Source organism: Nocardia mangyaensis (genome assembly GCF_001886715.1).
In the GTDB taxonomy this organism is placed as follows: Bacteria; Actinomycetota; Actinomycetes; order Mycobacteriales; family Mycobacteriaceae; genus Nocardia; species Nocardia mangyaensis.
Genome location: NZ_CP018082.1, coordinates 6,001,257 through 6,026,367 on the forward strand (window position 1 = coordinate 6,001,257; position 25,111 = coordinate 6,026,367).

The 25,111-nt window shown below is 69.0% G+C and carries 27 protein-coding genes and 1 pseudogene; 13 read left to right on the forward strand and 15 right to left on the reverse strand.

Annotation, left to right across the window (positions count from 1 at the left end):
• Positions 1–79: 79 nt before the first annotated feature.
• From BOX37_RS27280 to BOX37_RS27290, 4 genes and pseudogenes are all read left to right on the forward strand, one after another.
• Complete coding sequence (locus BOX37_RS27280; RefSeq protein ID WP_071930137.1) at positions 80–409, forward strand: PadR family transcriptional regulator; 330 nt, start codon at positions 80–82, stop codon at positions 407–409.
• Positions 410–411: 2 nt separating this feature from the next.
• The gene (locus tag BOX37_RS27285) at positions 412–777 is read left to right on the forward strand and encodes a DUF1048 domain-containing protein (RefSeq protein WP_071930138.1); all 366 of its coding nucleotides are present in this window, start codon (positions 412–414) and stop codon (positions 775–777) included.
• A gap of 159 nt (positions 778–936) precedes the next feature.
• Positions 937–1,125: pseudogene (locus BOX37_RS36295) on the forward strand (MerR family transcriptional regulator); the annotation flags it as partial.
• Between the two features lie 208 nt (positions 1,126–1,333).
• Entirely contained in the window at positions 1,334–2,092 is a 759-nt protein-coding gene (locus BOX37_RS27290; RefSeq protein ID WP_240505071.1) for an alpha/beta fold hydrolase, read from the forward strand.
• A 23-nt stretch (positions 2,093–2,115) separates the two neighbouring features.
• Here the strand turns inward: BOX37_RS27290 and BOX37_RS27295 are convergent, their stop codons facing one another.
• Entirely contained in the window at positions 2,116–2,583 is a 468-nt protein-coding gene (locus BOX37_RS27295; RefSeq protein WP_071930139.1) for a GbsR/MarR family transcriptional regulator, read from the reverse strand.
• 73 nt (positions 2,584–2,656) lie between these two features.
• Here BOX37_RS27295 and BOX37_RS27300 point away from each other — a divergent pair, with 73 nt between their 5' ends.
• From BOX37_RS27300 to BOX37_RS27315, 4 genes are all read left to right on the forward strand, one after another.
• Positions 2,657–3,574, forward strand: coding sequence for an ABC transporter ATP-binding protein (locus BOX37_RS27300; protein WP_071930140.1), 918 nt, complete (start codon positions 2,657–2,659; stop codon positions 3,572–3,574).
• Positions 3,575–3,583: 9 nt separating this feature from the next.
• The gene (locus tag BOX37_RS27305; RefSeq protein WP_084760185.1) at positions 3,584–4,420 is read left to right on the forward strand and encodes an ABC transporter permease subunit; all 837 of its coding nucleotides are present in this window, start codon (positions 3,584–3,586) and stop codon (positions 4,418–4,420) included.
• A 144-nt stretch (positions 4,421–4,564) separates the two neighbouring features.
• Positions 4,565–4,831 (forward strand): YdeI/OmpD-associated family protein, encoded by a 267-nt coding sequence (locus BOX37_RS27310; protein WP_071930141.1) that lies wholly within the window; start codon positions 4,565–4,567, stop codon positions 4,829–4,831.
• 42 nt (positions 4,832–4,873) lie between these two features.
• Entirely contained in the window at positions 4,874–5,083 is a 210-nt protein-coding gene (locus BOX37_RS27315) for an antitoxin (RefSeq protein WP_071930142.1), read from the forward strand.
• A 17-nt stretch (positions 5,084–5,100) separates the two neighbouring features.
• Here BOX37_RS27315 and BOX37_RS27320 read toward each other — a convergent pair whose 3' ends face one another.
• From BOX37_RS27320 to BOX37_RS27370, 12 genes are all read right to left on the reverse strand, one after another.
• On the reverse strand, positions 5,101–5,685 hold the full coding sequence (locus tag BOX37_RS27320; RefSeq protein WP_071930143.1) for a TetR/AcrR family transcriptional regulator: 585 nt from the start codon (positions 5,683–5,685) through the stop codon (positions 5,101–5,103).
• Positions 5,682–6,911, reverse strand: a complete 1,230-nt coding sequence (locus BOX37_RS27325; RefSeq protein WP_071930144.1) for a cytochrome P450 — start codon at positions 6,909–6,911, stop codon at positions 5,682–5,684. Before BOX37_RS27325 ends, BOX37_RS27320 begins: the two co-directional genes overlap by 4 nt.
• Before the next feature lie 123 nt (positions 6,912–7,034).
• On the reverse strand, positions 7,035–7,205 hold the full coding sequence (locus BOX37_RS34385) for a hypothetical protein (RefSeq protein WP_156910572.1): 171 nt from the start codon (positions 7,203–7,205) through the stop codon (positions 7,035–7,037).
• A 21-nt stretch (positions 7,206–7,226) separates the two neighbouring features.
• On the reverse strand, positions 7,227–7,637 hold the full coding sequence (locus BOX37_RS27330) for a hypothetical protein (RefSeq protein ID WP_071930145.1): 411 nt from the start codon (positions 7,635–7,637) through the stop codon (positions 7,227–7,229).
• Positions 7,638–7,855: 218 nt separating this feature from the next.
• On the reverse strand, positions 7,856–8,812 hold the full coding sequence (locus tag BOX37_RS27335) for a Ppx/GppA phosphatase family protein (protein ID WP_071930146.1): 957 nt from the start codon (positions 8,810–8,812) through the stop codon (positions 7,856–7,858).
• Between the two features lie 100 nt (positions 8,813–8,912).
• Entirely contained in the window at positions 8,913–9,434 is a 522-nt protein-coding gene (locus BOX37_RS27340; protein WP_071930147.1) for a DUF501 domain-containing protein, read from the reverse strand.
• Entirely contained in the window at positions 9,431–10,033 is a 603-nt protein-coding gene (locus BOX37_RS27345) for an FtsB family cell division protein (protein WP_071930148.1), read from the reverse strand. The genes BOX37_RS27340 and BOX37_RS27345 overlap by 4 nt, the downstream gene beginning before the upstream one ends.
• Before the next feature lie 23 nt (positions 10,034–10,056).
• Positions 10,057–11,343 (reverse strand): phosphopyruvate hydratase, encoded by a 1,287-nt coding sequence (eno, locus tag BOX37_RS27350; RefSeq protein ID WP_071930149.1) that lies wholly within the window; start codon positions 11,341–11,343, stop codon positions 10,057–10,059.
• 114 nt (positions 11,344–11,457) lie between these two features.
• Positions 11,458–12,186, reverse strand: coding sequence for a lytic transglycosylase domain-containing protein (locus BOX37_RS27355; protein WP_071930150.1), 729 nt, complete (start codon positions 12,184–12,186; stop codon positions 11,458–11,460).
• A 62-nt stretch (positions 12,187–12,248) separates the two neighbouring features.
• Complete coding sequence (locus BOX37_RS27360; RefSeq protein ID WP_084760187.1) at positions 12,249–14,819, reverse strand: ABC transporter ATP-binding protein/permease; 2,571 nt, start codon at positions 14,817–14,819, stop codon at positions 12,249–12,251.
• Positions 14,816–15,754: an ABC transporter permease gene (locus BOX37_RS27365; protein ID WP_084760190.1), complete on the reverse strand. Its 939-nt coding sequence runs from the start codon at positions 15,752–15,754 to the stop codon at positions 14,816–14,818. Before BOX37_RS27365 ends, BOX37_RS27360 begins: the two co-directional genes overlap by 4 nt.
• A complete protein-coding gene (locus tag BOX37_RS27370; protein WP_071930152.1) occupies positions 15,751–17,259 on the reverse strand; it encodes an ABC transporter substrate-binding protein in 1,509 nt (502 codons plus the stop codon). Before BOX37_RS27370 ends, BOX37_RS27365 begins: the two co-directional genes overlap by 4 nt.
• A gap of 332 nt (positions 17,260–17,591) precedes the next feature.
• Between BOX37_RS27370 and BOX37_RS27375 the strand changes: the two genes are divergently transcribed.
• The 5 genes from BOX37_RS27375 to BOX37_RS27395 all read left to right on the forward strand — a co-directional run bounded on the left by BOX37_RS27375 (position 17,592) and on the right by BOX37_RS27395 (position 23,805).
• Positions 17,592–18,671, forward strand: a complete 1,080-nt coding sequence (locus BOX37_RS27375) for a TauD/TfdA family dioxygenase (protein WP_084760192.1) — start codon at positions 17,592–17,594, stop codon at positions 18,669–18,671.
• The gene (locus BOX37_RS27380) at positions 18,643–19,653 is read left to right on the forward strand and encodes an ornithine cyclodeaminase family protein (protein WP_206045722.1); all 1,011 of its coding nucleotides are present in this window, start codon (positions 18,643–18,645) and stop codon (positions 19,651–19,653) included. Before BOX37_RS27375 ends, BOX37_RS27380 begins: the two co-directional genes overlap by 29 nt.
• 109 nt (positions 19,654–19,762) lie before the next feature.
• On the forward strand, positions 19,763–21,304 hold the full coding sequence (locus BOX37_RS27385; RefSeq protein WP_338039749.1) for an alanine racemase: 1,542 nt from the start codon (positions 19,763–19,765) through the stop codon (positions 21,302–21,304).
• A 37-nt stretch (positions 21,305–21,341) separates the two neighbouring features.
• Entirely contained in the window at positions 21,342–22,376 is a 1,035-nt protein-coding gene (locus BOX37_RS27390) for a PLP-dependent cysteine synthase family protein (RefSeq protein WP_071931927.1), read from the forward strand.
• Positions 22,377–22,413: 37 nt separating this feature from the next.
• Entirely contained in the window at positions 22,414–23,805 is a 1,392-nt protein-coding gene (locus tag BOX37_RS27395; RefSeq protein WP_071931928.1) for an MATE family efflux transporter, read from the forward strand.
• 40 nt (positions 23,806–23,845) lie between these two features.
• Here BOX37_RS27395 and BOX37_RS27400 read toward each other — a convergent pair whose 3' ends face one another.
• Positions 23,846–24,421: a TerD family protein gene (locus BOX37_RS27400; RefSeq protein WP_071930154.1), complete on the reverse strand. Its 576-nt coding sequence runs from the start codon at positions 24,419–24,421 to the stop codon at positions 23,846–23,848.
• 56 nt (positions 24,422–24,477) lie between these two features.
• A complete protein-coding gene (locus tag BOX37_RS27405; RefSeq protein WP_071931929.1) occupies positions 24,478–24,957 on the reverse strand; it encodes a pyridoxamine 5'-phosphate oxidase family protein in 480 nt (159 codons plus the stop codon).
• Positions 24,958–25,111 lie beyond the last annotated feature (154 nt).

Genomic DNA, 25,111 nt, shown 5'->3' on the forward strand with positions numbered 1-25,111 from the left:
TTAAGTGTTGCTATCTACCGGTAGTCAGTGTTACTTTGTACCAGTAGATAGCAACACCGACTAGGAAGGGAGGCATTCCGTGGGCAAGCAGATCACTGAGATACTGAAGGGCACCCTGGAGGGGATCGTCCTGGCGATCCTGCTGACGCGACCCGCGTACGGCTACGAGATCACCGCACGGCTACGCGAGCAGGGATTCACCGACATCGCCGAGGGCACCATCTACGCCCTGCTCGTCCGGATCGAGAAGAAGGGCCTCGTCGACGTGGAGAAGATCCCGTCGGAGAAGGGCCCGCCGCGCAAGGTGTATTCCGTCAACATCCAGGGCCGGGAGTACCTCGATGAGTTCTGGACGACGTGGAGCTTCCTTGCCGACCGCCTCGCACAACTTCATGAAGGAGCCGAATAGCCATGGACATCACCGAACTCACGTCGAAGGTGATCGGCGACATGGGCAACAAGCGCCGCTGGCGCGATTACAAGGCACGCACGAAGCGACTGCCCGACAGCTATCGCACGGCGGTCGAAGCTTTCGAGCGGTACCTGATGCACCTGGGCCCGGGCGGGGGTCCCGCGATCTTCGAGGATCTCATCGACCTGTTCGAGCAGAGCGCCGCGGATTCGACCCCGATCCGCGCCGTCGTCGGCGAGGACCCGGTGGAGTTCATCGAGGCTTTCGCGCGGAACTACGAAGAGGACTCATGGAAGAACCGCGAGCGGAAACGGCTCGCCGATACCATCGGCCGCGCCGCTGAAGACCAGGCAACAGGAAGCTAGGGCCGCTCCGATGCCAGCGCACACTCTGCCGCCACCTCGCGCACACATCCTCGAGGGTTCACCGGAGATGTCGGATCCCGCGGGGCAGGATTCACGATCGACCGGGCAGCGGCGTTCGCCGGTGTCACGGTAGCGATGGTGTAGCGCTACCACCAGGACGGACTGGTCGACGAGCCACAACCCGGTAGTACCGGTCGGCGCCGGTACAGCTGCGCCGAGACGCTGCAACTGGTCCGAGTCCGGGCATTGCTCGGCGCGGGCGTGCCATCGACCGAGGTCCGCCCGCTCCTGGAGCACCTCGACCACGTGGAGGATCTCCTCACCACCCCCGGCGCGCCTCAGCGCTGAGTCGCACCTCTTCCACTGTCGGATCCCCGTCGGATGCCCGACTCTCGCTATCCCCCACCACCCAACGACACAGCGACCGAACTCCACCCACAGTTATACGCATATTTACACGCATACATATTCACGATCAGCAAGAAGGACGCCATGCGCAAGCTACGAAGAATCAGCGTCGAAGCGAGCACCTCCTGGACCGGCATGGTGCCGGTCGGTGACACCGCCTTGGCAGTCACCGACACCGGCGGCCCCCGGCATCCCGGTGCTCTACATCAACGGCCACGTGGCCACCCAACATCACTGGCGGCGCGTGATCGCCGAACTCGGGCCACAGTGGCGCCACATCACCTACGACATGCGCGCCCGTGGCAAATCCCGGACCTCGGCGGACTATTCGTTCGCGACCAACGTCGACGACATCGACGCCGTCCTCGCCGCGCGGGGCGCGAGCCGGGCACTGGTGGTGGGCTGGTCCTACGGAGCGTTCGCCGCGGCGCACTGGGCCAGCCGCAACCCCGATCGAGCCATGGGCGCGGTCCTGGTCGACGGCGCGCAACCGCATGATTGGATCGACGAGATCGATGTCGACGGCATGCGCAAGCTGTGGCGGCGATTGAGCTGGGTGATGCCACTTCTGCGCCCGATCGGCATGGCCCCGCGCATGACGGCAGAGCAGATGGCCGAGAGCAACATCGAGGTCGGTGAGATCGCGCGCGAGCGCGAGCTGGGTCCAGTGCTGGACAACATCACGGTTGCGACCCGTTACGTCAACGCCTCCGGGTCGTCACTCGGCAGCAAAGGCGATGAGCAGGAACGCATCCGCGCGAGCGTGCACACGGTGGTCGAACGCAACCCGAGCATTGAGATCCACGCGAAGGTCACCAGCAACCACGGCAACATCCTGCGCAAGGATTTTCGCGCCATCGCCGCAGCGGTTCGCGTGGTCAGCGAGCTCGACCGCCAGCAACAGTGAGACGCACCGGCAGTCGAGCCGACTCAAGCTCGACTGCCGGCCCGCTCCCGCCATCGTTCGATGAGGGCGGGCATCTCCTGCTCCATGTAGCCGTAGAAGTCCTGCATCTCACGGAGGCGTGCGGCGGTGGCGGATTCGCCGTGCAGCGCGTCGAGCCCCTCCTGGGCAGCGTCTTTCATGATCTCGAGCATGACGTTCTGCTGCGAGAACAGTCGCGCCCAGACGCCTTCCGGAAATCGGTAGTGCTCACGGCGACTACCCGGGGCCGGCACCCGCTCGACCATCCCCGACTGCGCCAGCTGCTTGATCGCGGTCGACACCGCGCCGGTGCTGATCGACAACCGCTCACACAGGTCGGCGGCCGTCATCGTTTCCTGCTCGGTATAGAGCAGCGCGGTCATCACCCGAGCCGTGGTCTTCTGCATGCCGCCCTGGGACATGGTCAAGGCCAGCCGCTCTGCGGCATCGCGAAGTCGCTGATCAGAATCCATGCCCACATAGTACAGACAACTTCGAGCGTTCTGAATCTTCACAAATCTCTGAAACCTTGATACTGTCTGAGGCATGAGCAACGCCATCGAAATCCGGGAACTCACCAAGGCGTACGGCACGCGGCGAGGACTCACCGGCCTGACCCTCGACGTCCGATCCGGTGAGGTGTTCGGCTACCTCGGACCCAACGGAGCAGGTAAGTCGACCACCATCCGACTCCTCCTCGACCTGATCCGTCCCACCACCGGAACAGCGTCAGTCCTCGGACTCGACCCCAGGGCGGACGGCGTGGCCATGCGACGCCGCATCGGCTACCTGGCGGGAGATTTCGTCGTCGACGGGCGGCAGAGCGTTCGAGCTTGCCTGCGATTCCTGGCCGACCTGCGCGGCGGGGTGCCCCAACCGCGCATCGACGAGCTCACCGACCGGCTCGGACTCGACCCCTCCGCCACGATCAAAAGCCTGTCCAAGGGCAACCGGCAGAAGGTCGGCCTGGTCCAGGCCTTCATGCACACCCCGGAACTGCTGATCCTGGACGAACCGACCTCGGGCCTGGATCCCCTGGTCCAGCAGACCTTCCTCGACCTGGTCGCCGAGGCCGCCGACAACGGGCAGACGGTCTTCATGTCCAGCCACATCATGGACGAGGTCGAAGCCGTCGCCGATCGCATCGGCATCCTGCGCGATGGCGCGCTTGTCGCTCTCGACACCGTCGCCGACCTGCGCGCCGCCGCGATCCGACACATCGAGATCGGCTTCGCCCATCCGGTCACCATCGAGGAGTTCCGCACGGTACCCGGCCTGATCGACCCGTACCTGGATGCCACGGGCTCGGTCCTGCGGGCCGGACTGTCGGGATCACCCGATGCCGTGGTCAAGGCCGCCGCCCGCCACACCGTCCTCGCCTTGACCACCACCACACCGCACCTCGACGAGATCTTCCACAGTCACTACGCCGCTGCCGAAGCCGCGCCCCAGCCCACAGCCTGAGAGGAACACATGTCCGTCACCGCCGCGATCGGCCCGATGATCGAGCCCGCCGTCGCCACCGCCCGCACCGTCGTCTTCACCAAAACCCTGCGTGACTCCCACCGCGGCCTGCTCGGCTGGACCGCCGGCATCACTGTCGCCGCCGCGGCCTACGCCAGCTTCTATCCACAGCTGGCCGCCAACGGCGCCGCCCAGGCCGAGAGCCTGCCCGAAGGGCTGCGCGACGCCTTGAACATGAACGACATCAGCTCCGCCGCCGGGTACCTCGGGTCCACCGTGTTCGGGCTGATCGTGCCCCTGCTCGCGATGTTCTTCGGCGCCGCGGTCGGCGCCAGGGTCTCGGCCGCCGACGAGGAATCGGGCACCCTCGACCTCTTGCTCGCCCACCCGATCACTCGCACCTCGCTCATCGTGCAGCGCTTCGCCGCGCTGGTCGCCGCCGCGACCGGGATCGGGTTCATCGTGTGGCTGGCCATGCTCGCCATCCGCGGCTCCGCCGAACTCACCGCGGTCAGCGTCGGCCAGTTCGCCGCGCAGTGCGCGCACCTGGTCCTGCTCACCGGGTGCTTCGGCGCGCTGGCCACCGCGATCGGCGCCGTCACCGGCCACCGCGGCACCGTCTTCGCGCTCACCGCGGTAGTCGGCGCCGTGGCCTGGGCCGCGCACACCTTCGCCGACAGTATCGGACTCGGCTGGGCCGCCTACCTCTCGCCGTTCCACTACTACATCGACAGCGAGCCCCTCCGGCACGGCATCGATGTCGGCGGCGCCGCCGTCCTCCTCGTCGCCTCGGCCGTGCTGGTCGCCGCGGGCACCTACCGGTTCAACCACCGCGACCTCGCCTGAACACCGCCACCGATGGCCCGCCGCACTCCGAGCGGCGGGCCATCACTCATGGCTCCACTGTCGACGTACTCGCGGCGAGTCGGCGGGGACAAATGGCGCCCGAGCTGCCGACACGAGCGGCCGCCAGCGCGCTACCGTGGATTCGTGACTGGTCAGCGAGTGCCCGGCGGCGTGGTTCACGAGCTTCCCACCGACCTGCGCGACGCCCTGATCGGCAACTCCGTCGCACTCGAGGCATGGCGCGACATCACCCCGCTGGCTCGCAACGAGTTCATCTGCTGGGTCGAGGACGCCAAGCAGGCGGCTACCCGGGAGCGGCGCATTCGCCGGACGCAGGAGGAACTGGAAGAGGGTCAGCGTCGGCCCTGCTGCTGGCCGGGGTGCAAGCATCGCGACCGCACCGGGCGGTGAGTCGCATGTACGCCGATCTGGTGCTGTGTGCACACTCGAGGGATGGCGAGACTCACCGTGTATGTGCCCAATGAGATGGCCGAACGTGCCGGGACTGCGGGCCTTGATGTTTCGGCGCTGACTCAGCGGGCCATCGTCGCCGTGCTCGAAGAGAACGCGACCGCCACGTGGCTGGCCGGGATCACCGACCGCCACGAAGTTCGGCATGACGGTGTGCGGTCGGCGATCGATGTCGGCCGCGACGACTTCTGACTGCCCAGTACCTGGGATCAGTCGACGGCTCGGGCCGGGGTGGTGCGGGTGATGATCGGGGCGACGAAATCCTCGAGCATGGCGCGTTCGTCGGCTTCGTCGCGGCCGGGGGCGGCCAGCAGCGAGACGATGATGCGAGTGAGCCAGCGCGCCAGGCGGGTGCGCTCGGGAGCACTCGATTCGGTGTCGGCGAAGATCGCCGCTGCCAGCGACTCGATGACGTCGGAATCCTGACTGATGCGCCCGGCCGTGCCGGAGTCCCCAGGGCGGAACCAGGCGATGAGAAGGGGGTTGGCGCGGACTTCGCCGATCGCACCGAGCATCGCGGCGATGATGCGCTCGGCCGGGTCGGGGATGTCACGGACCTGATCGTCGAGGCGGGCGACGATGCGGCGGGTTTCGCGGTGCACGAACGCGATGCGGACCGCGTGGCGGTTGTCGAAGTAGCGGTAGAGGGTGGCGCGGGAGCAGCCGGCCGCCTTGGCGATGTCGGCCATGCCGACCGCGGTGACGCCGTGTTCGGCGAAGAGTTCGGCGGCCGCGTCGAGGATGCGTTCGGCGGCCAGGTCGGCGCGGTCGGTGGCCAGCCAGTCGCCGCTCATGCGCCCACCGTACGGATCGGCACCGCGACGGGCCAGCGGACGTAGTTGCCCTGGGACCATCGCACCGCGTCGAGGTCGACGGTGAAGTCGGGGCAGCGGGCGAGGAGTTCTTCGAGCGCGACACGAGCCTGCATGCGGGCGGCGGCCGCGCCGAGGCAGTGGTGGTGGCCGTGGCTGAAGGTGAGAATGCGCTTGGGGTTGCGGCGGATGTCGAGTTCGGCTGCGGTGTGGCCGAACTCGCGGTCGTCGCGGTTGGCGGAGCCGTAGAGCAGGAGCACGCGGCGGCCCGCGGGGATGGTGGTGTCGTGCAGTGCGACATCACGGGTGGTCGTGCGGGCCAGGCCCTGCACCGGTGAGGTCATCCGGAGGAACTCCTCGATCGAGTCCGGGATGAGCGCGGGGTCGTCGATGAGCAGCTGGCGCTGGTCACGGTGGGCGGTGAGCAGTTGGACAGCGCCACCGAGATTGCCGGTGGTGGTGTCGTTGCCGCCGGTGATCATGGTGAAGGCGAAGCCGAGGATCGCGATCAGGCCGTCGTTGTCGCCGTCGGCGCCGAGGCCCGACGCCAGCAGGTGCGAAATAGTGTCGTCGCCGGGTTCGACCCGGCGGCGGGCGATCAGTTCGGTGAAGTAGCCGACCAGTTCGCCGACCGCGGTGAAGGCGTGCTGGTCGCCCGCGGCCAGTCCGGCGCCCGCGACCGCTCCCCCGACGATGTTCTCGGTCCACTCGTCGAACTTGCCGTGATCGTGTTCGGGCACACCGAGATAGTGGGCGACCACCATCGTCGGCAGGGGCTTGAAGAGGTCCTTGACGATGTCACCCTCCCCTGCCGCGCGCAGCCGCTCGATGCGGTCGACGACGAACCGGCGCACCGCGGGCTCCACCGAATTCACCTGGCGTGGCGTGAATCCCGGCGACACCCGGCGACGGAAATCGGTGTGCTCGGGCGGGTCCATGAACACGAACGGCTTGACCCCGCCGAATCCGGCGGCCGCCAGGTCGACGTAGTCGACGGTCAGGCCCGACGCCGAGGAGAAGGTCTCGGGATCCCGAGCGGCCGCCCACACGTCGGCGTGCCGGGACAGCACGTAGAAGTCGTGTGCGTCCGAGCCCACCCGGTGGACCGGGTCGTGCTCGCGCAGCGCGGCGTACATGGACCAGGGATCACGCCAGGTCTCACCGGACCGGAGCTCGAAACGGACGGACTGAGACGCCTTTGTACTCATGCCTCCAGGGTAAGACATATAGCTGCATATGTCTCAGCATCGTCCGGGATCGCTTCCGAGCCGAAAGGATGAGCCTCGGTACGGCCGGTGCGATCACCGACCGCACCGAGGCTTCGTAAGGTGCTACGACCCGCTACTGATCAAGCACCACAGTTCGACGAGGGGGTGGCCTTCACACAGCGAGCCCATCGGCGGGCCGATCGGCTGGGCCGGCGCGGCCAGGGCGGTTCCGGTGCCGATCACGGCCGCGGTGCCGACCAGTGCGGCGACGACAAGGGTTCGTACAGTACGCATTTCGTTGTCCTTACGTTCAGTTCAGAGAGCAATACAGGCGGAGCCGACATTGACGCCGGTTCCCGTGCCGGTCACCTGCCTGGCCTGCGGCGAGCCGTCCAGCTGGTAGGCGTAGATGTAGCCGATGCCCGGCTTGGACGGGATCCAGGTCGCCTTGGCGACGCCGTTCGGCCCCGGCATCACCTCGGCGAAGCCGCTGGGGCCCTGACCTTCTTCGAAGAAGAACACGGGCTTGCTGATGTCGTTCACCGTGACATCGACGGTGTACGAGCAGGTCGTGCCGTAGCGGTGGGCGCCGAGGGTGAACGAAGGCTGGATCCCGATGCTGGTCACGGCCGCCGAAGCAGGCGCGGCCAGTGCGGTCACGCTCGCGGCGATACCGAAGGCGGCCGCGCCCGCCGCGACCCGCAGAGCACTGAGGGTTCGTGCCATGGTCGATGAAACTCCTTGTTGCGTGCTGGGCCGGATGGCGATTGTCCATCCGCTCGAAAACCGGTGCGCACCAGTGAATCCGATATCCGCTTATCGATGCCGGCACCGAAGACGTTAACAAAGGTAACTTCATGACCGCGAGAAGAGCCTGTGGCCGGTGCGGTCGTCACAGACCGCGAGTTCGGCTCACCGCGACAAGAGTGGGCGCCGCCCTGGGATCAGGCGGCGTTCACGATCGACATGGCGATGCCGTCGAGGATGTCGTGTTCGCTGACGACGAGCTCGGAAACGCCGGCGCGACGGGCCAGTTCGTCGGCCAGGACCTCGGTGATGACCGCGCCGCCGCCGATCACGTCGACGCGGCCGGGGTGCATCGGGCCGAGGGCGGCGCGCTGGTCGTGGTCCATGGCGACCAGGCGATCGCAGACCTGGTGGACCTCGGCCAGGCTGAGCCGGGTCAGATGGACGCGGGAGGCGTCGTATTCGGGGAGGTCCAGGGCGACGGCGGTGATCGTGGTCATGGTGCCCGCCACGCCGACCCAGGTGCGCACCTGGTCGACCGGGACCTTCGCGAAGGCTTCGTCGAGCACCTGCTGGGCGAATTCTCTTGCAGCGCTGATCTGTTCGGCGGTGGGCGGATTGCCGGGGAGACAGCGTTCGGTGACGCGCACACAGCCGATGTCGGCGGAATACGCTGCCTGGACGCCGTTCTCGTCACCCACGACCAACTCGGTCGACCCGCCGCCGAGATCGACCACGACGAAAGGTCCCGCGTCGGCGGACAGTTCGCCGACCGCACCGGCGAACGACAGCCGGGCCTCCTCGTCACCGGTGATCACCTCGGCGACCGCACCCGGCACGACCTGGCCCAGCTCGACGCGGGTCATCTCGAAGAAGTCGTCGCGATTGGCGGCGTCGCGGGTGGCGGAGGTGGCGACCATCCGCACGCGCGTCACGCCGGTCGCCGTCATCACATCGACGTAGTCGGCCAGCGCAGCCCGCGTACGTTCGATCGCCTCGGGGGCTAGTCGGCCGGAGGCGTCGACACCCTGGCCGAGCCGGACGATGCGCATCTCGCGGTGCACATCGGTCAGGGCACCGTCGGCACCGACCTCGGCGACCAGCAGACGGATCGAGTTGGTTCCGCAGTCGACTGCGGCGATGCGCTCACCCATGGTGTTCCTCCAGATCTGGACGCCACGCCATGCACCAGGCGCTGCCCGCGATTATGCCGGTTCGGTCCAGGGCCCGGCACAAAGCAGGCCTGCAGCGCGACTACGCGGTGTCGTCGGAGGTGCGGACCGCGGGCCAGTCGGCGGGCACTGCGGTGCCGCGCAGTCCGGCCTCGGCGGCCAGGGCGACCGACTCGTCGCCGAAGGGATTCACACCGGGCCCCTTGGCCAGCGAGTGCGCGATCAGCACGTGCAGGCACTTCACCCGATCCGGCATCCCGCCGCCGGTGAAATCGGTGCCGAGCGACTCGATCTCATTGCGTTCGGCCAGGTAGGACTCGTGTGCGGCGCGGTAGGCCGCGGCCAGTTCGGGGTCGGTGGCGAGGCGTTCGGTCATCTCACGCATCACCCCGGCCGATTCCTGCCTGCTCGCCTCGGCGGTCAGGCGTGGGTCGGTCAGGTAGTAGAGGGTGGGGAACGGGGTGCCGTCGGGCAGGCGCGGTGCGGTCTTCACCACGGCGGGCCGGCCGTCGGGGGTGCGGTAGGCGATGGCGAGGACACCGCGCGGCTCGCGGCCCAGTTGCCCGGCGATGATCTCGAGGTCGCGTTCGTTCGGTGCGGTCACCGTGGTCCTTCCGGGGCTGGTTCGGAGATGCTGCGCCACAGGTCGGTGTACCAGGGGTCGGGCGCCGCGGTGCGGGTGCTCATCGGGGGCGGCGCCGGCGCCTCGATGCCGGGAACCTGCACGATGTAGGGGGTTTCGCCGGGCATCACCAGGCGCAACCGGTCGCGCGCCTCGGAGCGGATGTAGGCCGGGTCCTCCTGCTGGGCCCGGCGATCGCGCAGGGCGGCGAGGTCGGCGTCGAGTTCGGCGCGCTGCTCGGCCAGCGCGGTGGCTTCGGCGCGCTGGCTGAAGTAGGTGCGGGTGGGCACCGCCAGGGTCAGCGCGAGGCCACACAGCACGGCCGCGAGGACCACTGCCTTACCGGTCGAGAGACCGAGGATGGTGTGCTCGTTGCGGTCGAGTTTGCCGCCGGTCTTGCGCTTGCCGCTGGTCTTGGCTGTGGCGCCCGTCGCGGATTCGGGGCGACGGCGCGTGGTGCGTTTAGCCGCCGCGGGGCGGCCGGGCGCGTCCAGATGGCTGGGGCGGGAGCGTGCGGCCCGCGACGTGCGGCGGTCGCCTCGTCCACCCGGACTGGTCCCACGCGCACGTCGCTCGGTCATTCGCTCCCTACCCCGTCATCCGATCAGAAATCGCCGGTGAAACGCGGGAAGGCCACGTCACCGGCGTAGCGTGCCGAATCACCGAGAGCGTCCTCGATGCGCAGCAGCTGGTTGTACTTGGCGACGCGCTCCGAGCGAGCCGGGGCGCCGGTCTTGATCTGGCCCGAGCCGACGGCGACCGCGAGGTCGGCGATGGTGGTGTCCTCGGTCTCGCCCGAACGGTGCGACATCATGGTCTTGTAGCCGTTGCGGTGCGCGAGCTCGACCGCGTCGAGGGTCTCGGTCAGGGTGCCGATCTGGTTGACCTTCACCAGCAGCGCGTTGGCCGCGCCCTTGGCGATGCCCTCTTCGAGGCGCTCCGGGTTGGTGACGAACAGGTCGTCACCGACGAGCTGCACCTTGTCGCCGATGGCGTCGGTCAGCGCGACCCAGCCGTCCCAGTCGTCCTCCGACAGCGGGTCCTCGATGGAGACCAGCGGGTACCGGGTGAGCAGGTCGGCGTAGAACTCGCCCATCTCGGCGGCGGTGCGGACCTTGCCCTCGAACTTGTAGCCCTCGCCTTCGGTGTGGAACTCGGTGGCGGCCACGTCGAGCGCCAGCGCCACATCGGTGCCGAGCTTGTAGCCCGCGCGCTCGATGGCGACGCTGATCAGGTCGAGCGCCTCCACGGTGCCCGCGACGTCGGGGGCGAAGCCACCCTCGTCACCGAGACCGGTGGACAGGCCCTTCTCCTTGAGCACGGCCTTGAGCGAGTGGTACACCTCGGTGCCCCAGCGCAGTGCCTCGCGGAAGGTGGGGGCGCCGATCGGGGCGACCATGAATTCCTGCACGTCCACACCGGTGTCGGCGTGCGCGCCACCGTTGAGGATGTTCATCATGGGCACGGGCAGCACGTGGGCGTTCGGGCCGCCCAGGTAGCGGAACAGCTCGAGCCCCGAGGACTCGGCCGCGCCGCGGGCCACGGCCAGCGAGACGCCGAGCAGGGCGTTCGCGCCGAGGCGGGACTTGTCGGGGGTGCCGTCCAGATCCAGCAGGACCTGGTCGACGGTGCGCTGCTCGACGGCGTCGAGGCCGATGATGGCGGGCGCGATCTCGTCGAGGACACCCTCGACGGCCTTGGTGACGCCCTTGCCGCCGTAGCGGTCGCCGCCGTCGCGCAGCTCGACGGCCTCGTGCTCACCGGTGGACGCACCGGACGGCACGTCTGCCCTGGTCAGGGTGCCGTCGTCGAGGGCGATCTCGACCTCGACAGTGGGATTGCCGCGCGAATCCAGAATCTCGCGAGCTCCGACCTGTTCGATGATGGCCACGAAAACGACTCCTTACGACGGAAAGGCACGGTAGGTATCACGGGATTGGCCGTGCGGTGCCGAGCCTATCGTCTCGGCGTGACGTGGGGTAACCGGCACTCCGGGCGGCCGGAACTAGGCCCGGCGCCCGATGCTGTACGCGGCGGCTCGGTCCCGCACCACGTGCATGTATTTGTTGGACTGGTTGTAGGCGAACAGGGCGCGCTGCCAGCCGTCGGCGGAGGTCAGGTCGCCGCCGCGGGTGCACAGGTAGCGGGCGGCGGTCAGCGCGGCGTCGTCGATGTTCTGCGGGTCGAGCACACCGTCGCCGTTGGCGTCGACCGCCCAGCGCTGCCAGGTCTCCGGGATGAACTGCAGCGGGCCGACCGCGCGGTCATAGGTGGTGTCACCGTCGAGGGCGCCGCCGTCGGTGTCGCGGATCTCGGCATTGCCGTTGGTTCCGTCGAGGGCGACGCCGATGATCGGCGGGCGCACGATGCCGTCGGCATCGATCCTGGCACCGCGGTGGGTGCCGTGCGCGCTCTCCACGCTGGCGATGCCGGCCAGCGTGGTCCAGGCGATCCCGCATTCGGGCCTCGACTTGGCCAGCACCGCCGCCGCGTACCCGTAGGCCTCGAGCGCGACGGTGTCGATGCCGACCGCGCGGGATTGCTCGTCGGCCCAGCCACGAAGTTGCTCGGCGGCGCGGCCGGGCGCTTCCACATCGATGACGGGCAGCGCGGCACCCGGCCCCGGCGGCATGTCACCGGGGATGGACGCGAGCGAACTGCACCCGGTGAGGAGCGCGGTCATCGCCACGGCGGCGAAGACGCCGACTTTCTGCACAGACACTCGATCAATCATCCAGATCCACGGGCCTCGACGCACCTCTCACAGCGAGTTCTCAGAGTCGGCAGGCCTTCCGATCATCCGATCAGGTTCGCTGTCGCCTGGTGCGCGGGGTGGGCCAGCACGGTTGCCGGGGCACCGGATTCGACGACTCGACCGTGGTCGAGAGTGAGCAGTCGGGTGCAGTGCCTGGCGACCAGGGTCATGTCGTGGCTGATCAGGAGGACGGCGGTGCCGTGCTCGGCACGCAGGCGATCGAGCAGGGTCATGATGGCGGCGACCGTGGCGGTGTCGAGGGCGGTGGTGATCTCGTCGCAGATCAGGACAGCTGGTTTCGCCGCGAGAGCGCGGGCCAGTGCGACGCGTTGGCGTTGGCCGCCGGAGAGTTCGTGGGCGTGGCGGGCGGCCAGGTCGCTGGGGAGTTCGACGTCGGCGAGCAGGGCTTCGACGTGTGCGCGGATCTCGTGGCGCGGCACCCGGGCGATGCGGCGCAGTGGGCGGGCGAGGGTTTGCTCGACGGTGCGGCGCGGGTTCAGTGCGGCCAGAGGGTTCTGGGTGACCAGTTGAATCCCGTTGACCGCGGCCTTGATTCGCCTGCGTCGTCCGATCGCGGTCCGCACACCCCGCAATTCGACGGTCCCGGTCGCCGCGGTGTGCGATCCGGCGATCGCCCGAGCCAGGGTCGTCTTCCCCGCCCCGGACGGCCCGACCACCGCCAGCGCCTCCCCCGCGCGCACACTGAGCTCTACCTCGGTGAGCAACTCGTGCCCCTCCGCCCACGCACTGATCCCCTTGGCCCGCAACGCTACTCCCGGTCCGTGTGGGTCCGCCGCCGGAACGGACACGCGCCACCGGAGCTGATCGCCCACCCTGGCGGCACCACTGGTCGGCTCGTTCCCTGCACTCCCGGGACTACTGGCCGTCTCGGGCGCCCCGAGTTGGCGATCGAGTACCGAACCAGCCGGCCCTGTCGTACCACCTCGCTCAGCGACCAGGCCGTTCTCCGGGCCCACGTCACCGCCCGTTGGCAACCCACGAGGTGGGCGAACTTCGATCACGGCATCGGCGAGAGCGTGGACGGTGGCAGTGTCATGACCGGAGAGCAGGATCGTGGTCGACTCGCGGGTGGCGAGATCGGCGATGAGCCGGGCTATTTCGGCGCGGAGGGCACCGTGCAGGCCCGCCAGCGGTTCGTCGAGGAGCAGGACGTCGGGGCGGCGGAGCACGGCGCGGGCGAGGGCGATGCGGCGTTGTTGGCCACCGGAGAGACGGCCGCAGCGGCGACGCAGGAAGGTGGGGTCGAGGCCGACGAGTTCGAGGACGGCGCGATGGTCGTCCGTGCCGGACGTGGGTGCGGCCTCGGCGAACAGGGCGCGCACGCGCATCAGCGGATTCAGTTCGGAGCCCGGATCCTGGCCGACATAGGCGATCCGCTCGCGCCGAAATGCCCGTAGCGCACCGGCATCGAGCGCGAAGACGTCCTGTCCACCAACCCACGCCACCCCCGCGCGCCGTGCCCCGGAGGGAAGATGCCCGAGCAACGCCCGCATCGCCGTCGACTTCCCCGCCCCCGACGCCCCGGTCAACGCGGTGACCGTGCCCGCCACCAATCGAAACGACAGCGGCGCCAGCAATACCACCCCGTTCTCGGCGACCACACTCAAACCATCGACCACCACCTCAGCACCGTCCCCCGCCACAGCCTCTGCACACTCGACCGCGACACCGGCACCGCCCGCATCGGCCGAGCTTTCGTCGATGTCGGCTTCGCCGGACCCAGCCGGAGCACCCACTGGCGCAGTGCCGCCGGTGACGACCAGGTTGACACCCACCGCGACGAGGGCGATGGCGGCGCTGGGGGTGAGGACGGACCAGGGATTGAGGAGCAGGCCGGGGGCGTTGTCGCGGACCATGATCGCCCAGTTGTCGGCGCCGATGCCGGGGAGCCCGAGGAAGGCGACGGTGCTCACGAGGTAGACGGCGACGACGAAGCGGAGGCCGAGCTGGGTGACGAAGACGGCGCGGAGGTTGGGCAGGACCTCACGAAAGACCAGGTGCGGGAGGGATTCTCCGCTGACGATCGCGGCTTCGAGGTAGCCGGTGCTCGCGATGCTCGCCGCCGAGGCCGCGAAGAGCCTGGCGCAGTAGGGCACACCGAACACCAGGGCGACGGTGATCAACGCGGCCTCGCCACCGTGCGGCCACGCGGTGAGCACGAGCAGGATGCCGAGGACCGCGGGGAGCAGGATGACCAGGTCACCGGCGAGTTCGATGACCGCCCCGGCGCGCGGTCGGACCGCGGCGACCGTCCCGAGAGTCGCCGACAGCACCGTCACCGCCACCGCGATCACGGCCGAGACCACCAGCAGGCGCGCACCCCCGCTGAGCAGGTGGCTGAGCACATCACGCCCCAACCGATCGGTCCCGAGCATCGCGCCACCGCTCGGCGGCGCGAACGGCATCCCCACCGCCTGCTCCACCGGATACGGCGCCAGCAACGGCCCGACCACCGCGAGCAGCACCACCAGGCCCACTCCCGCCGCCACCGACCACCGCCACCGGCTGGCCGGTCGATCACCCTGTGCTGGTGTCGGTAGCGCCCGAGCGCCCGCCGCCACCAGCACCTGCCGATCTGGCTGAGCACTCATCGCGCACCTCGAGTGGCCCAGGTGCGGGCGAAGTCGGCGGCGGCGAGGAGGACCATGATGACGATGGCGGTGAGCGCGACCACGGCGGCGACGGTCGCGGTGTCGCGGTCGGCGACAGAACCGGCGAGGACGGCGCCGACACCGGGGTAGTTGAACAGCGTCTCGACGACGAGGGCACCGCCGAAGAGCATGCCGACCGAGGTGGCGTATCCGGCGACGATGGTCGGGACGGCGAAGGGCAGCAGGTGCCGCAGCAGGACGCTACGAGGCGGAAGTCCTTCCAGCACCGCGCTTTCCACGTGCGGCGCCGTGGCGACATCGAGGAGGGCCGAGCGCACGATGCGGGTGTTCCAGCCGATCTGCGGGATCGCCAACGCGAGGACGGGCAGGATCAGCATCTCCGGGCCGGCCGGGAAACCGGACGGGCCGGTGAGGGTGACCGCGGGGAGCAACCCGGTCGCCAACGAGAACACCAGGATCAGCAGTGTGCCGCAGACGAATTCGGGGACCGCGACGGACACGGTGGTGGCGGGTTGCAGGGCGCGCGCGCCGACGGCGTCGGGGCGCATGGCCCACCAGCACCCGAGGGCCAGCGACAGCACCACCGTCAGCACGAGGGCGATGCCACCGAGCAGCAGCGTCTGCGGGAACTTGTCGGCCAGCAGGGCGCCGATCGAAGTTCCGCGCGCGGTCTGCCCGAAATCCCCGGTGAGCACCCCGCAGAACCAGTGCCAGAACTGGATCGGCACCGCGCGATCGAGGCCGAGCTCGCGCTCCTTGGCCAGCAGCTCGGCCTGATCGGCGTCGCGGCCCAGCGCCGAACGGGCCGCGTTGCCGGGCAGCAGATCCACCGCGACGAGCACGATCGCGAGCAGTGCCACCAGCAACGTGAGCCGGCGCAGCACCGGAACGACGAAGGCCCGCACCGCGCTCACGCCAGCCAGGCGCGTTCCAGCTGGACCCGGGCGAACCCGCCGAGGGTCGGGAGACCACGCACCGAGGCCGCGGCGATGTCGACTCCATCGGCCATGCCCCACACGAGATAGCCACCGCGCTCGAACTGGATGCGCTGGATCTCCTCGCACGCCTGGAGGTACTCGGCACCGGAGGCCGCCAGCGCCCGGGCGATGGCGGCGTCGAATTCGGCGTCGTGGAAGGCGGTTTCGTTGCGGTTGGTGCCCGAGGACATCAGCTTCTCGGCGAAGAACACCACCGAGTCGTTGGTGCCCCACGAGACCGTGTACAGCGGCGCGGTGAGCCAGGTCTGGTCGTAGAAGGCGGCTGGCTCGACCACTTGCACGTCGAGGCGCACACCGATCTCGGCGAGCTGGGTGGCGACCACCTTCGCGGATTCGACCTCACCGGCCACCTCGGCCTTGGTGACGAAGGGATAGCTGCGGCCGGTGTCGAAACCCGCCTCGCGCAGCAAGGTCTTCGCGCGCTCGACATCGCGGTCGCGGCGGGCGAGCGCGGTGTCGTAGGCGGGATCGGCGGTGCCGAGGATGTCGGCGGCGACGGTGCCGAAGCCGGAGTGCACCTGGTTGACCAGCGCGGTCCGGTCGACACCGAGGCGCAACGCCGTGCGCACCCTGGCATCGGCGAACGGACCGTCGGCGGTGCGCATGGCGACACCGACCATGGTGTCGTTCGGTCGCCGGACCACCTGCAGGTCAGCACGTCCGGCGGCGGTGCGACCTGCGATGGCCCCGACATTGGAGGCCAGGTCGATCTGGCCGCCGATGGCCGCGTTGCCCAACGCGGTGACGCTGTCGAACATGGTCACCTCGATGGCGTCGAGCAGCGGCGGCGCGCCGTGCCAGTGCTCGTTGCGGACCAGCCGCGCGGTGCCGCCCTGGAAGGATTCGAGCCGGAACGGGCCGGTCCCGATCGCGGCGGTGAAGTCGGTGGTGCCCTGCGGCACGGTGAAGGTCATCAGCCGAAGTAGCAGCGGCAGTTGGGTATTGGACTCCGGCACGGTGAACACGACGCGGTTCGGTCCGTCGGCGGTGATGTCGTCGGCGGCGACCGGCATCTTCGACGCGCCGCCGACCGAGCGCAGCCTGCGCATCGACCACACCACGTCCTCGGCGGTCACCGGCGCACCGTTGTGGAACCTCGCGCCCTCGGCGATGGTGAAGGTCCAGCGACGGTTGTCGGCGTCGGCTTCCCAGTGCGTGGCCAGCCGTGGGGCGACGGTCGGATCGGCGCCGGGGACGGTGAGCGCGTCGTAGACCAGCGAGGCGATCAGGAAATCGCTGTCATTGCTGAGATTGCCGTGCGGATCGCGTTCGATCCTGGCGGCGGTGCCGAGCGCGCCGACCCGCAGTGTGCCGCCCCGCTGGGTGGTGCCGGCATCGTCTTCGCTCGCGCACGCGGCCGCGAGCAGCAGCGCGGTGACGCCGATTCCGGACTGCAGCAGTTGTCTGCGCGTGATCCCCATCGTGGTGTGCCTTCCCTCGAACCGCGTGCGCCGAAACTCCCTTTCCGGCAAAGCAAACCAGGCGAGGCTAACCTGAAATGTGTGCCAGTGGTGGTGATCATCACGACCGATGCCGAACCGCAGCGCGCCGAACACACCCCCGAATTTCCATCACCGCAGGCTTTGAGGTAGAAAGCTTCGTTATACGAATTGGCTATTTTCGAGTCGACACTTTAGGTAAGTCTTGCCTAATTAGACGCCAAGCACTACCTTCGCACATCGAGTCTCCACATCACCCGCGTTCGACCGATGCGAAGAAGGGAAGGCCGGTGAAAAGCGTTCTGTCCGAACGTATGACACTTCACCTGCACGATATCGAACATCGCGAGCTGGAGCCCGGTGCCGCTGCTGCCGTGCGCTCGCTCGCTCACGACCTTCGTCACCGATTAGGTGATGAAACACACACCACGACATTGCACGATCCGGCATTGCTCGCCGAAATCGAGCAATGCGTCGGCGAATTGCCCGATTCGGTGCGCGACGCCGTCCGGCCGCCCGCGACCGCGGCGGGCGCGACCGTGGTGCGCGGCCTGCGGGTCGAGGACCCCGAATTCGGTCCGACGCCCCGGGATTGGCGAGCCGCCGCCGAGTCGGCGCATTCGGGGTCGCTGGAACTCGACATCGCCATGCTGTTGCTGGCGCGCTGCGCGGGTGATCCGTTCGGCTGGCAGGGGCAGCAGAACGGCAGGCTGGTCAACAACATCGTGCCCGCGGTCGGGCACGAGGACGAGCAGTCCGGCGCGAGCAGCTCCACCCTGCTCAGCCCGCACACCGAGGACGCTTTCCACGCCCAGCGCGCGAACCTGCTGATGCTGGTCTGCCTGCGCAATCCGGACCGGGTCGCCACGACGGTGTCGTCGGTGCGCCGGGTCGAGCTGTCCGACGAGGACCTGGCCGCACTCACCACCCCGACGGTGCCGATCCTGCCGGACGTGTCCTACGGTACCGATTTCGATCACCCCGCCCCCGCCCTGCCGACCGTGTGGCTCGATGAAACAGGCAGTGCCACACTGCGTTACGATCCCGCCTACACCCCGCTCGACGACGCCGACCCGATGTTCCGCTCCGCCTACGCCCGGCTCACCGCCGAACTGGCCAGGGTCTGCCACGCCCCCGCGCTCGCCCCCGGCGAGATCCTGCTGGTGGACAACGACGTCGCCGTCCACGGGCGGGTGCCCTTCCGTGCCCGCTACGACGGCACCGATCGCTGGCTCAAGCGAGTGAACATCCGGCTGCCCGAACGCCGTCGGCGCGCGCAGGAGTCGTCCGAGAATGGGTACGGCCAGCGAGTGGTCGCGCCGTTCCGGGCGAGCACCGATCGGACAGCAGAGCGGGGCAGTACAGATGAACGAGGATCCGTTGAACAACCGTGACCGGAGCACCCCGCTGCGGGTGCTCTCCCGTAGCGACCTGGCCGACGTGCCGATCACGCCCGCCGAGGTGGTACGCGCCGTCGAGGAAGCCTATCTGGCCTTCGCGGCGGGCGAATCCGACAACCCGCGCAAGCTGAGCGTCGCCGATCCCGGCGGCTCGTCGGTGTCCTACGCGATGCTGGGCCGCGACGGTCGGCGCCGGGTCGTCGCCATGAAGACCTCCTACAAGTTCGATCCCGGCCACGACCGCAGCACCAAGCGGTACTACACCACCATCACCCTCTACGACGACACCACCGGCGCGCCGATCGCGATGATGGACTGCGCCAGGGTCGGCGCGCTGCGGACCCCGGCCGTCTCGGCGCTGCTGGTTCGCGAGACAGTGCGCCGGGGCGCGGAGAGCGCGCTGCTCATCGGCACCGGCACCCAGGGCCGCAACGCGCTGCCGCATCTGCTGGCGGTGAACCCGCAGCTGCGCAAGCTGATGGTCTTCGGCACGCACCCCGACGGACTGGCCGCGGTGCACACCCACCTGACCGAGGCGGCGCCGCACGCGCTGCTCAAGGTGGTCGACGACCCGTACACTGCGGCCGGGACCGCCGACGTGGTGCTGGCGACCGCGGGACCAGGCACCGAGGTGGCGCTGGAATCCGAGCATCTGGCACCGGGTTCGGTGGCGGTGCTCGTCGGTTACGGGCTTGCCCCGTCGACACTGGTCGAGGCCGACCGGGTGATCGCCACCAGCGCCGCCCAGATGGCGCTGACCGGCACCGACATGGTCGGACCCGACGGCACCCTGCGCTCGGTCGACGCCGAACTGCCGCAGATCCTCACCCGCAGCCGCCCCGCCCGTCGGCGCGAGGACGAGAAGATCTTCGTCTACAACAGCGGGCTCGTACTCACCGATATCGCGGTCGCGCACGCGCTCGCCACCCGCGCCATCGCCGAGGGACGAGGTACCGAGGTGCCGCTGTGGGACTAGCGGGCGCCGGGGTCGGTGCGCACTCGCCGCCGACCCCCCTTCCCGAACCACCGAGTCGGCACACGCACTCGGAACTCCCCGCTGCTCGCCCGACGAGCGAGGCGCTTCGATGAGCACCCCGCCCGACGCCCCGCGCGCCGAAGCACCCCCCACTGCCGCGGCGCCCGGCAGCATCGCGCCAGTCGAGACCGGACACGTCGGCACCACACCCGGCGGTATCAGGTCTTCCGGTTCGGCGGCGGTCGAGGCGGGGCCCGTCAAGGCCGTGCCGGTCGAGGAAGGGCCGGTCGTGACCGGGGGCGGGCGGCAGCGTGTGCCCGGTGGGGAGCCGGGGGCACACTGCGCTCCGGCAATGCCCTCGTATGTCGATCACGTGGAGCGGCGACTACTCGATGATCCGCAGGTGCTCGGGGACATCGCCGACGTGGTCGGTGGGCCGTTCCATGTCATGTATCCCGAGCGGGTCGCCCGGAACATCGGCACTTTCCAGGCGGCGTTCGGTGCCGCCGGTGTGGACGGGTTCGTCTACTTCGGGAAGAAGGCGAACAAGGCCGCGTGTGTGGCTCGGGCGTGCGCCGACAGCGGCGCGGGAATCGATGTCGCGAGCGCCGGCGAGTTGGTCGCGGCGTTGGCGCAGGGGGTGCGGGGCGAGGATCTGATGATCACCGGGCCCGCGAAATCCGACGAGCTCTTGTGGCTGGCGGCGCGGCATCGGGCGCTGATCGCCATCGATGCGCTCGACGAGCTGGAACGGCTTGTCGCGCTGAACCTTGCGGCGCGCATCGTGTTGCGGGCGTTGCCCGATGGCTCTACCAGCCGATTCGGGTTGGCCCCCGGCGAATTGAGCCAGGCCGTCGAGCGGATCGATCCCGGCGGCCCGATCCTGCTGTCGGGCTTCAGTTTCCACCTGACCGGCTACGACGCCATCGCACGATCCGAGCAGGCCGCGGCGCTGATCGATCTCTGCCTGCGTACCCGCGCACAAGGCCACCCGGCGGACACGATCTCGATCGGCGGTGGATTCGGGGTCGACTATCTCGACGCGGCCTCCTGGGCACGGTTCCGAGACACAGTCAGCGACAACTGGTTCCACGCGAACCCGCCGAAGAGTGGCTACTACCCTTACCACTTCCCGGTGCCGGGCGCGGCCATGCTCACCGCGATCCTGGCCCACCGCGACCTCGCCGACCGACTGCGCGACAACGACATTCGCCTAGCCGTGGAACCCGGTCGCGCCCTGCTGGACCGGGCGGGCAGCTCGGTCTTCCGCGTGCAAGGTGTGAAGTCGCGTACCGTCGGGGCCGAACCGTATGACATCCTCACCGTCGACGGCACCAGCCTGAGCCTGTCCGAGCAGTGGTTCGACAGCGAATACCTGCCCGATCCGGTGCTGTGGCCCGTACACCCCGGCCATCGCACCCCGACCAGTGTCGGCGCCAGCACCTGCCTGGAATCCGACCTGTTGAGCAGGCGGCGCATCCCGCTGCCCCGGCGTGCCCGCGTCGGCGATCTGCTCGTCTACCCGAACACCGCCGGGTATCAGATGGACTCCAACGAGTCCCCGTTCCACGAGCTGCCGCTCCCGCCGAAAGTGGTCCTGTCCGCAGGCCCCGATCGGCTGCGCTGGCGGCTGGACGCCCCAGCCCGCTGATCCACCCGAGCTCCCGATCCCGATGGAGGAACACCCCATGGCTCTCGTCACGCGCGTGACGGATCTGATCGGCCGCACTCCCCTGTTCGAACTCGCCGTCACCGATACCGGTACCCGACTGTTACTCAAGCTCGAACAGTTCAATCCGACCGGCGCCGCCAAGATCAGAATGGCCCGTTCGATGGTGCTCGACGCGGAGCAGCGGGGTTTGCTGCGTGATGGCGGGCATATCATCGAGTCGACGTCCGGCAACACCGGACTGGGCCTGGCAGTGGTCGCGGCCGAACGTGGCTACCGATTCACCGCGGTGGTCGACAACCACGCCTGTAAGGACAAACTGCGCGCGATGCGAGCCATGGGCACCGACCTGGTGTTCGTCGCCGACGACGGTGACGACGAGCTGGCCACCTCGGCACGAGAGGACCTCGCCGAGGCGATGGCGGCCGCCCGTGACGACGCCTACTTCACCGAACAGCACAACAACGACGCCAATGCCGTGGGCTACCACGCGGTGGCCGAGGAGTTGCTGGCCGAGGTGGATCGGGTCGACATCCTGCTCTCGGCGGTCGGCACCGGCGGCTCGCTGTTCGGCACCGCCCAGCGGTTGCGCGACCTCGGCAAGCCCGCCAGGGTCATCGGCGTGGAGCCGGTGGGTTCGATCGCCTTCGGCGGCGAGGGCGGCCCGTACTGGCAGTCCGGCACCGGAACCCCGCCCGGTGCGACCATCGGCACCGCCGTCGACTACGCCCTGCTCGACGAGGGCGTGAAGGTCAGCGATGTCGACGCTTTCGCCACCGCGCGTGCCGTCGCCAGGACACACGGGCTGCTGATCGGCGGATCGGCGGGCGGTTCGGTGCACAATGCCCTGGCGCGCCTCGAGGAGTTCCCGGCCGGATCGACCGTGGTGACCATCGTCTGCGACGGCGGCGAGAAGTATCTCGACACCGTGTTCGACGACGACTGGATGAGCGCGCGTGAGCTGCTCGACCCCGCCGCCGAATGCGCGGTGACCACCCTGCTGCGCCGCTACTCCCCGCTGCGCCGCCACGACGAATTGATGGAGGTCAGGTGAGCGCGATCACGCGCCGCGAGAACACCCGGGTGCGGTGGTGAGCGGCAGGATCACCGACAGCGGCGCGCTGGCCAGGCTCGCGACGCCGATCGCGCTCACTCAGCTCGCGCAGGTCGCGATCTCGACGACCAATCTCGCCCTGATGGGCACGCTGGGCGTGCGCGAGGTCGCCGCCGGTGGCCTCGCGCTCGTGCTGTTCAACCAGATCCGCACCATGTGCGTCGGGTTGATCACCGGCAGCGGGAACCAGATCGCGGGTACGGTGAGCGCCGCGGGCCGGCGCGGGCGCTCGGCCGATGCCGAGGTACGCGCGATCGTCCGGGCCGCGTTCGTCATCGCCACCCTGGCCGGTCTACTCGGCGGTGCACTGCTGATCGGGCTCGGCTGGGCGCTGCCCTGGCTCGGACAGGACGAAGGCGTGCTGGCGGCGGCGCGGCCGATGATGATCGCGCTGGCACCGGGCCTGCTGCCGTGTCTGTGGTTCCAGGTGCTGCGGCAATACACCGTCGGCATGCAGCGGCCGCAGGCGCTGCTGCTGGTGACGCTGGGTTCGGTCGCGTTGAACCTGGTGCTCGCGCTGGCGTTCATCCACGGCTGGGCCGGCCTGCCCGCCTTCGGGCTGACCGGGGTCGGCATCGCGACCTCGCTGGTCTTCCTGATCACCTTCGCGGTGTTCTGGGCGATGGTCCGCCACGACGAGCACCTCAGCACGACACTGCCGAGCACACCGTGGCCGGTGCGCTGGTCGATGGTCCGCGAGGAACTGCGCCTCGGCACCCCCATCGCGCTCACCTACGGTTCCGAAGCCGGGATGTTCTCGGTGCTCGCCCTGGTGATGGGCAGCTTCGGCCCCGCCGCGCTGGCCGCGCACAATGTGGTCTACCAGATCATCTACATCGTGTTCCAGGTCGCGATCGGGCTCTCGCACGGCGCATCGATCCTGGTCAGCGAGGCCGTGGCCCGCGACGAGTACAGCCGCGCCAAGGCGCTGGCCTGGCTGGCACTGCGCCACGCCGCGGTCCTGGCGGTCGTCACCGGCGCGGTCTACGTCCTGGCCCCCGGTCTCGTCCTTGCCCCGTTCCTCGAGGCCACCGACACCGACACCATCGCGATCGCCCACACCCTGCTGCTCATCGGCATCGTGCTGCAGTACTTCGACGCCGCCCAGAACATCGGCACCGGCCTCCTGCGCGGCCTCAAGGAAACCTCCATCGGCTTCCGCCTGTCCCTGATCGGCTACTGGGGCGTGGGTCTGCCCGCCGCCCTCCTCCTGGCCTTCCCCCTCCACCTCGGCGCCGCAGGCGTCTGGTGGGGCCTCACCGCCGGCCTGGCGACCACCGCCGCCCTCATGCTCCGCAAGTACTTCGCCCTACTCGACCAGGCCAGTACGCCCCGGCCGCGGCGTATCCCGGCGACCCAGGCGGGCTGAGACGGCGGCGGTCGATCCCCGACCGCCGCCGTCTCGGGTCCTAGATGTTCACACCGTAATCCCGGGCGATGCCCGCCAACCCCGACGCGTACCCCTGCCCGATGGCCCGGAACTTCCACTCGTTGTTGTACCGGTACAGCTCACCGAACACCATGGCGGTCTCGGTCGACGCGTCCTCGGACAGGTCGTAGCGAGCCAGCTCGACACCGGTGTTGGCGTCGGTGACGCGGATGTAGGCGTTGCGGATCTGGCCGAAGGACTGTCCGCGGGCCTGGGCGTCGTGGATCGACACCGGGAAGAAGATGTTGGTGATCGAGGGCGGGGTGGCGGCCAGGTCGACATTGATGATCTCGTCGTCGCCGTCGCCCTCACCGGTCAGGTTGTCACCGGTGTGCTCGATCGTGCCTTCCGGCGAGCGCAGGTTGTTGTAGAAGACGAAGTGCTGGTCGGAGAGCACCTTCAGGTTGGCTCCGGTCGCCAGCGCGCTGGCGTCGAGGTCGTGGTCGGCGCCGGTCGTGGTGCGGACGTCCCAGCCGAGACCCACCGCGATCTTGGTGAGATTGTCGGTCTGCTTCGACAGCGAAACGTTGCCGCCCTTGGCCAGTGTGACGCTCATGAAAACCCTTCTGTCCAGATGGTCTGCTGTGGAGGAAATTACGCCGTGCGGTCGGATCAGTGCTGGTCGTCCACCCAGGACCGCAGGGTCTCGACCCGACCCTCCAGCGCGCGCAGCTCGGTGTCGTCGAGCACGGTGCGCTGGATGCCACGATCGACCGCGAAGGCCGACTGCCGATGGTCGTCGATCACCTCGACGTCGAGCTGCACAGCGGTGTAGTCGGCCGCCGACGGCATCTGTTCGGCGAGCACGGTGGCCCGTCCGCGCGCACACAGCGCGACGTTGCCGCCGCCCAGGATCAGCAGCGCCACCTGCGGCTGCGCCCGCAACCGGGCCAGTGAGCCGCGATCGGACTTCAGGCTGAGCAGGATCCGGCGGTCACCGGCGCGCACCGGCCACGACACGGGGATCGCGTGCGGTCCGGCATCGGTGGTCACCAGGACCGCGATGGTCTCCTGCGGCCAGACCGGCAACACGTCCAGTTCTGGGTGATCGATCGCGATCTGCTGCTGTGCGGGTTCGATTCCAGTTGCCATCTGCCTCACCTCGACGATCGTCGGACACGACGCGCCCGCCGCGAACGGCGTGCGCACCACGAGTCTAATTCGCTGAGTCGCTTGCTCGCTGGCACAGCGAGGATTGACGACGACATCTCAGCACGGCCTCAGCCTCGGTGAGGAATACGCCCGA

Bases quoted from the DNA above. Each gene is read 5' to 3' on its own strand.
- BOX37_RS27380 (WP_206045722.1), top strand. From the start codon at position 18,643: ATGAACGAGGATCCGTTGAACAACCGTGACCGGAGCACCCCGCTGCGG.
- BOX37_RS27335 (WP_071930146.1), bottom strand. From the start codon at position 8,812: ATGGGTGAGCGCATCGCCGCAGTCGACTGCGGAACCAACTCGATCCGT.
- BOX37_RS27360 (WP_084760187.1), bottom strand. From the start codon at position 14,819: ATGAGTGCTCAGCCAGATCGGCAGGTGCTGGTGGCGGCGGGCGCTCGG.
- BOX37_RS27300 (WP_071930140.1), top strand. From the start codon at position 2,657: ATGAGCAACGCCATCGAAATCCGGGAACTCACCAAGGCGTACGGCACG.
- BOX37_RS27400 (WP_071930154.1), bottom strand. From the start codon at position 24,421: ATGAGCGTCACACTGGCCAAGGGCGGCAACGTTTCGCTGTCGAAGCAG.
- BOX37_RS27315 (WP_071930142.1), top strand. From the start codon at position 4,874: ATGGCGAGACTCACCGTGTATGTGCCCAATGAGATGGCCGAACGTGCC.
- BOX37_RS27370 (WP_071930152.1), bottom strand. From the start codon at position 17,259: ATGGGGATCACGCGCAGACAACTGCTGCAGTCCGGAATCGGCGTCACC.
- BOX37_RS27385 (WP_338039749.1), top strand. From the start codon at position 19,763: ATGAGCACCCCGCCCGACGCCCCGCGCGCCGAAGCACCCCCCACTGCC.
- BOX37_RS27355 (WP_071930150.1), bottom strand. From the start codon at position 12,186: ATGATTGATCGAGTGTCTGTGCAGAAAGTCGGCGTCTTCGCCGCCGTG.
- BOX37_RS27295 (WP_071930139.1), bottom strand. From the start codon at position 2,583: ATGGATTCTGATCAGCGACTTCGCGATGCCGCAGAGCGGCTGGCCTTG.
- BOX37_RS34385 (WP_156910572.1), bottom strand. From the start codon at position 7,205: ATGCGTACTGTACGAACCCTTGTCGTCGCCGCACTGGTCGGCACCGCG.
- BOX37_RS27325 (WP_071930144.1), bottom strand. From the start codon at position 6,911: ATGAGTACAAAGGCGTCTCAGTCCGTCCGTTTCGAGCTCCGGTCCGGT.
- BOX37_RS27285 (WP_071930138.1), top strand. From the start codon at position 412: ATGGACATCACCGAACTCACGTCGAAGGTGATCGGCGACATGGGCAAC.
- BOX37_RS27390 (WP_071931927.1), top strand. From the start codon at position 21,342: ATGGCTCTCGTCACGCGCGTGACGGATCTGATCGGCCGCACTCCCCTG.
- BOX37_RS27375 (WP_084760192.1), top strand. From the start codon at position 17,592: ATGACACTTCACCTGCACGATATCGAACATCGCGAGCTGGAGCCCGGT.
- BOX37_RS27405 (WP_071931929.1), bottom strand. From the start codon at position 24,957: ATGGCAACTGGAATCGAACCCGCACAGCAGCAGATCGCGATCGATCAC.
- BOX37_RS27320 (WP_071930143.1), bottom strand. From the start codon at position 5,685: ATGAGCGGCGACTGGCTGGCCACCGACCGCGCCGACCTGGCCGCCGAA.
- BOX37_RS27305 (WP_084760185.1), top strand. From the start codon at position 3,584: ATGTCCGTCACCGCCGCGATCGGCCCGATGATCGAGCCCGCCGTCGCC.
- BOX37_RS27330 (WP_071930145.1), bottom strand. From the start codon at position 7,637: ATGGCACGAACCCTCAGTGCTCTGCGGGTCGCGGCGGGCGCGGCCGCC.
- BOX37_RS27345 (WP_071930148.1), bottom strand. From the start codon at position 10,033: ATGACCGAGCGACGTGCGCGTGGGACCAGTCCGGGTGGACGAGGCGAC.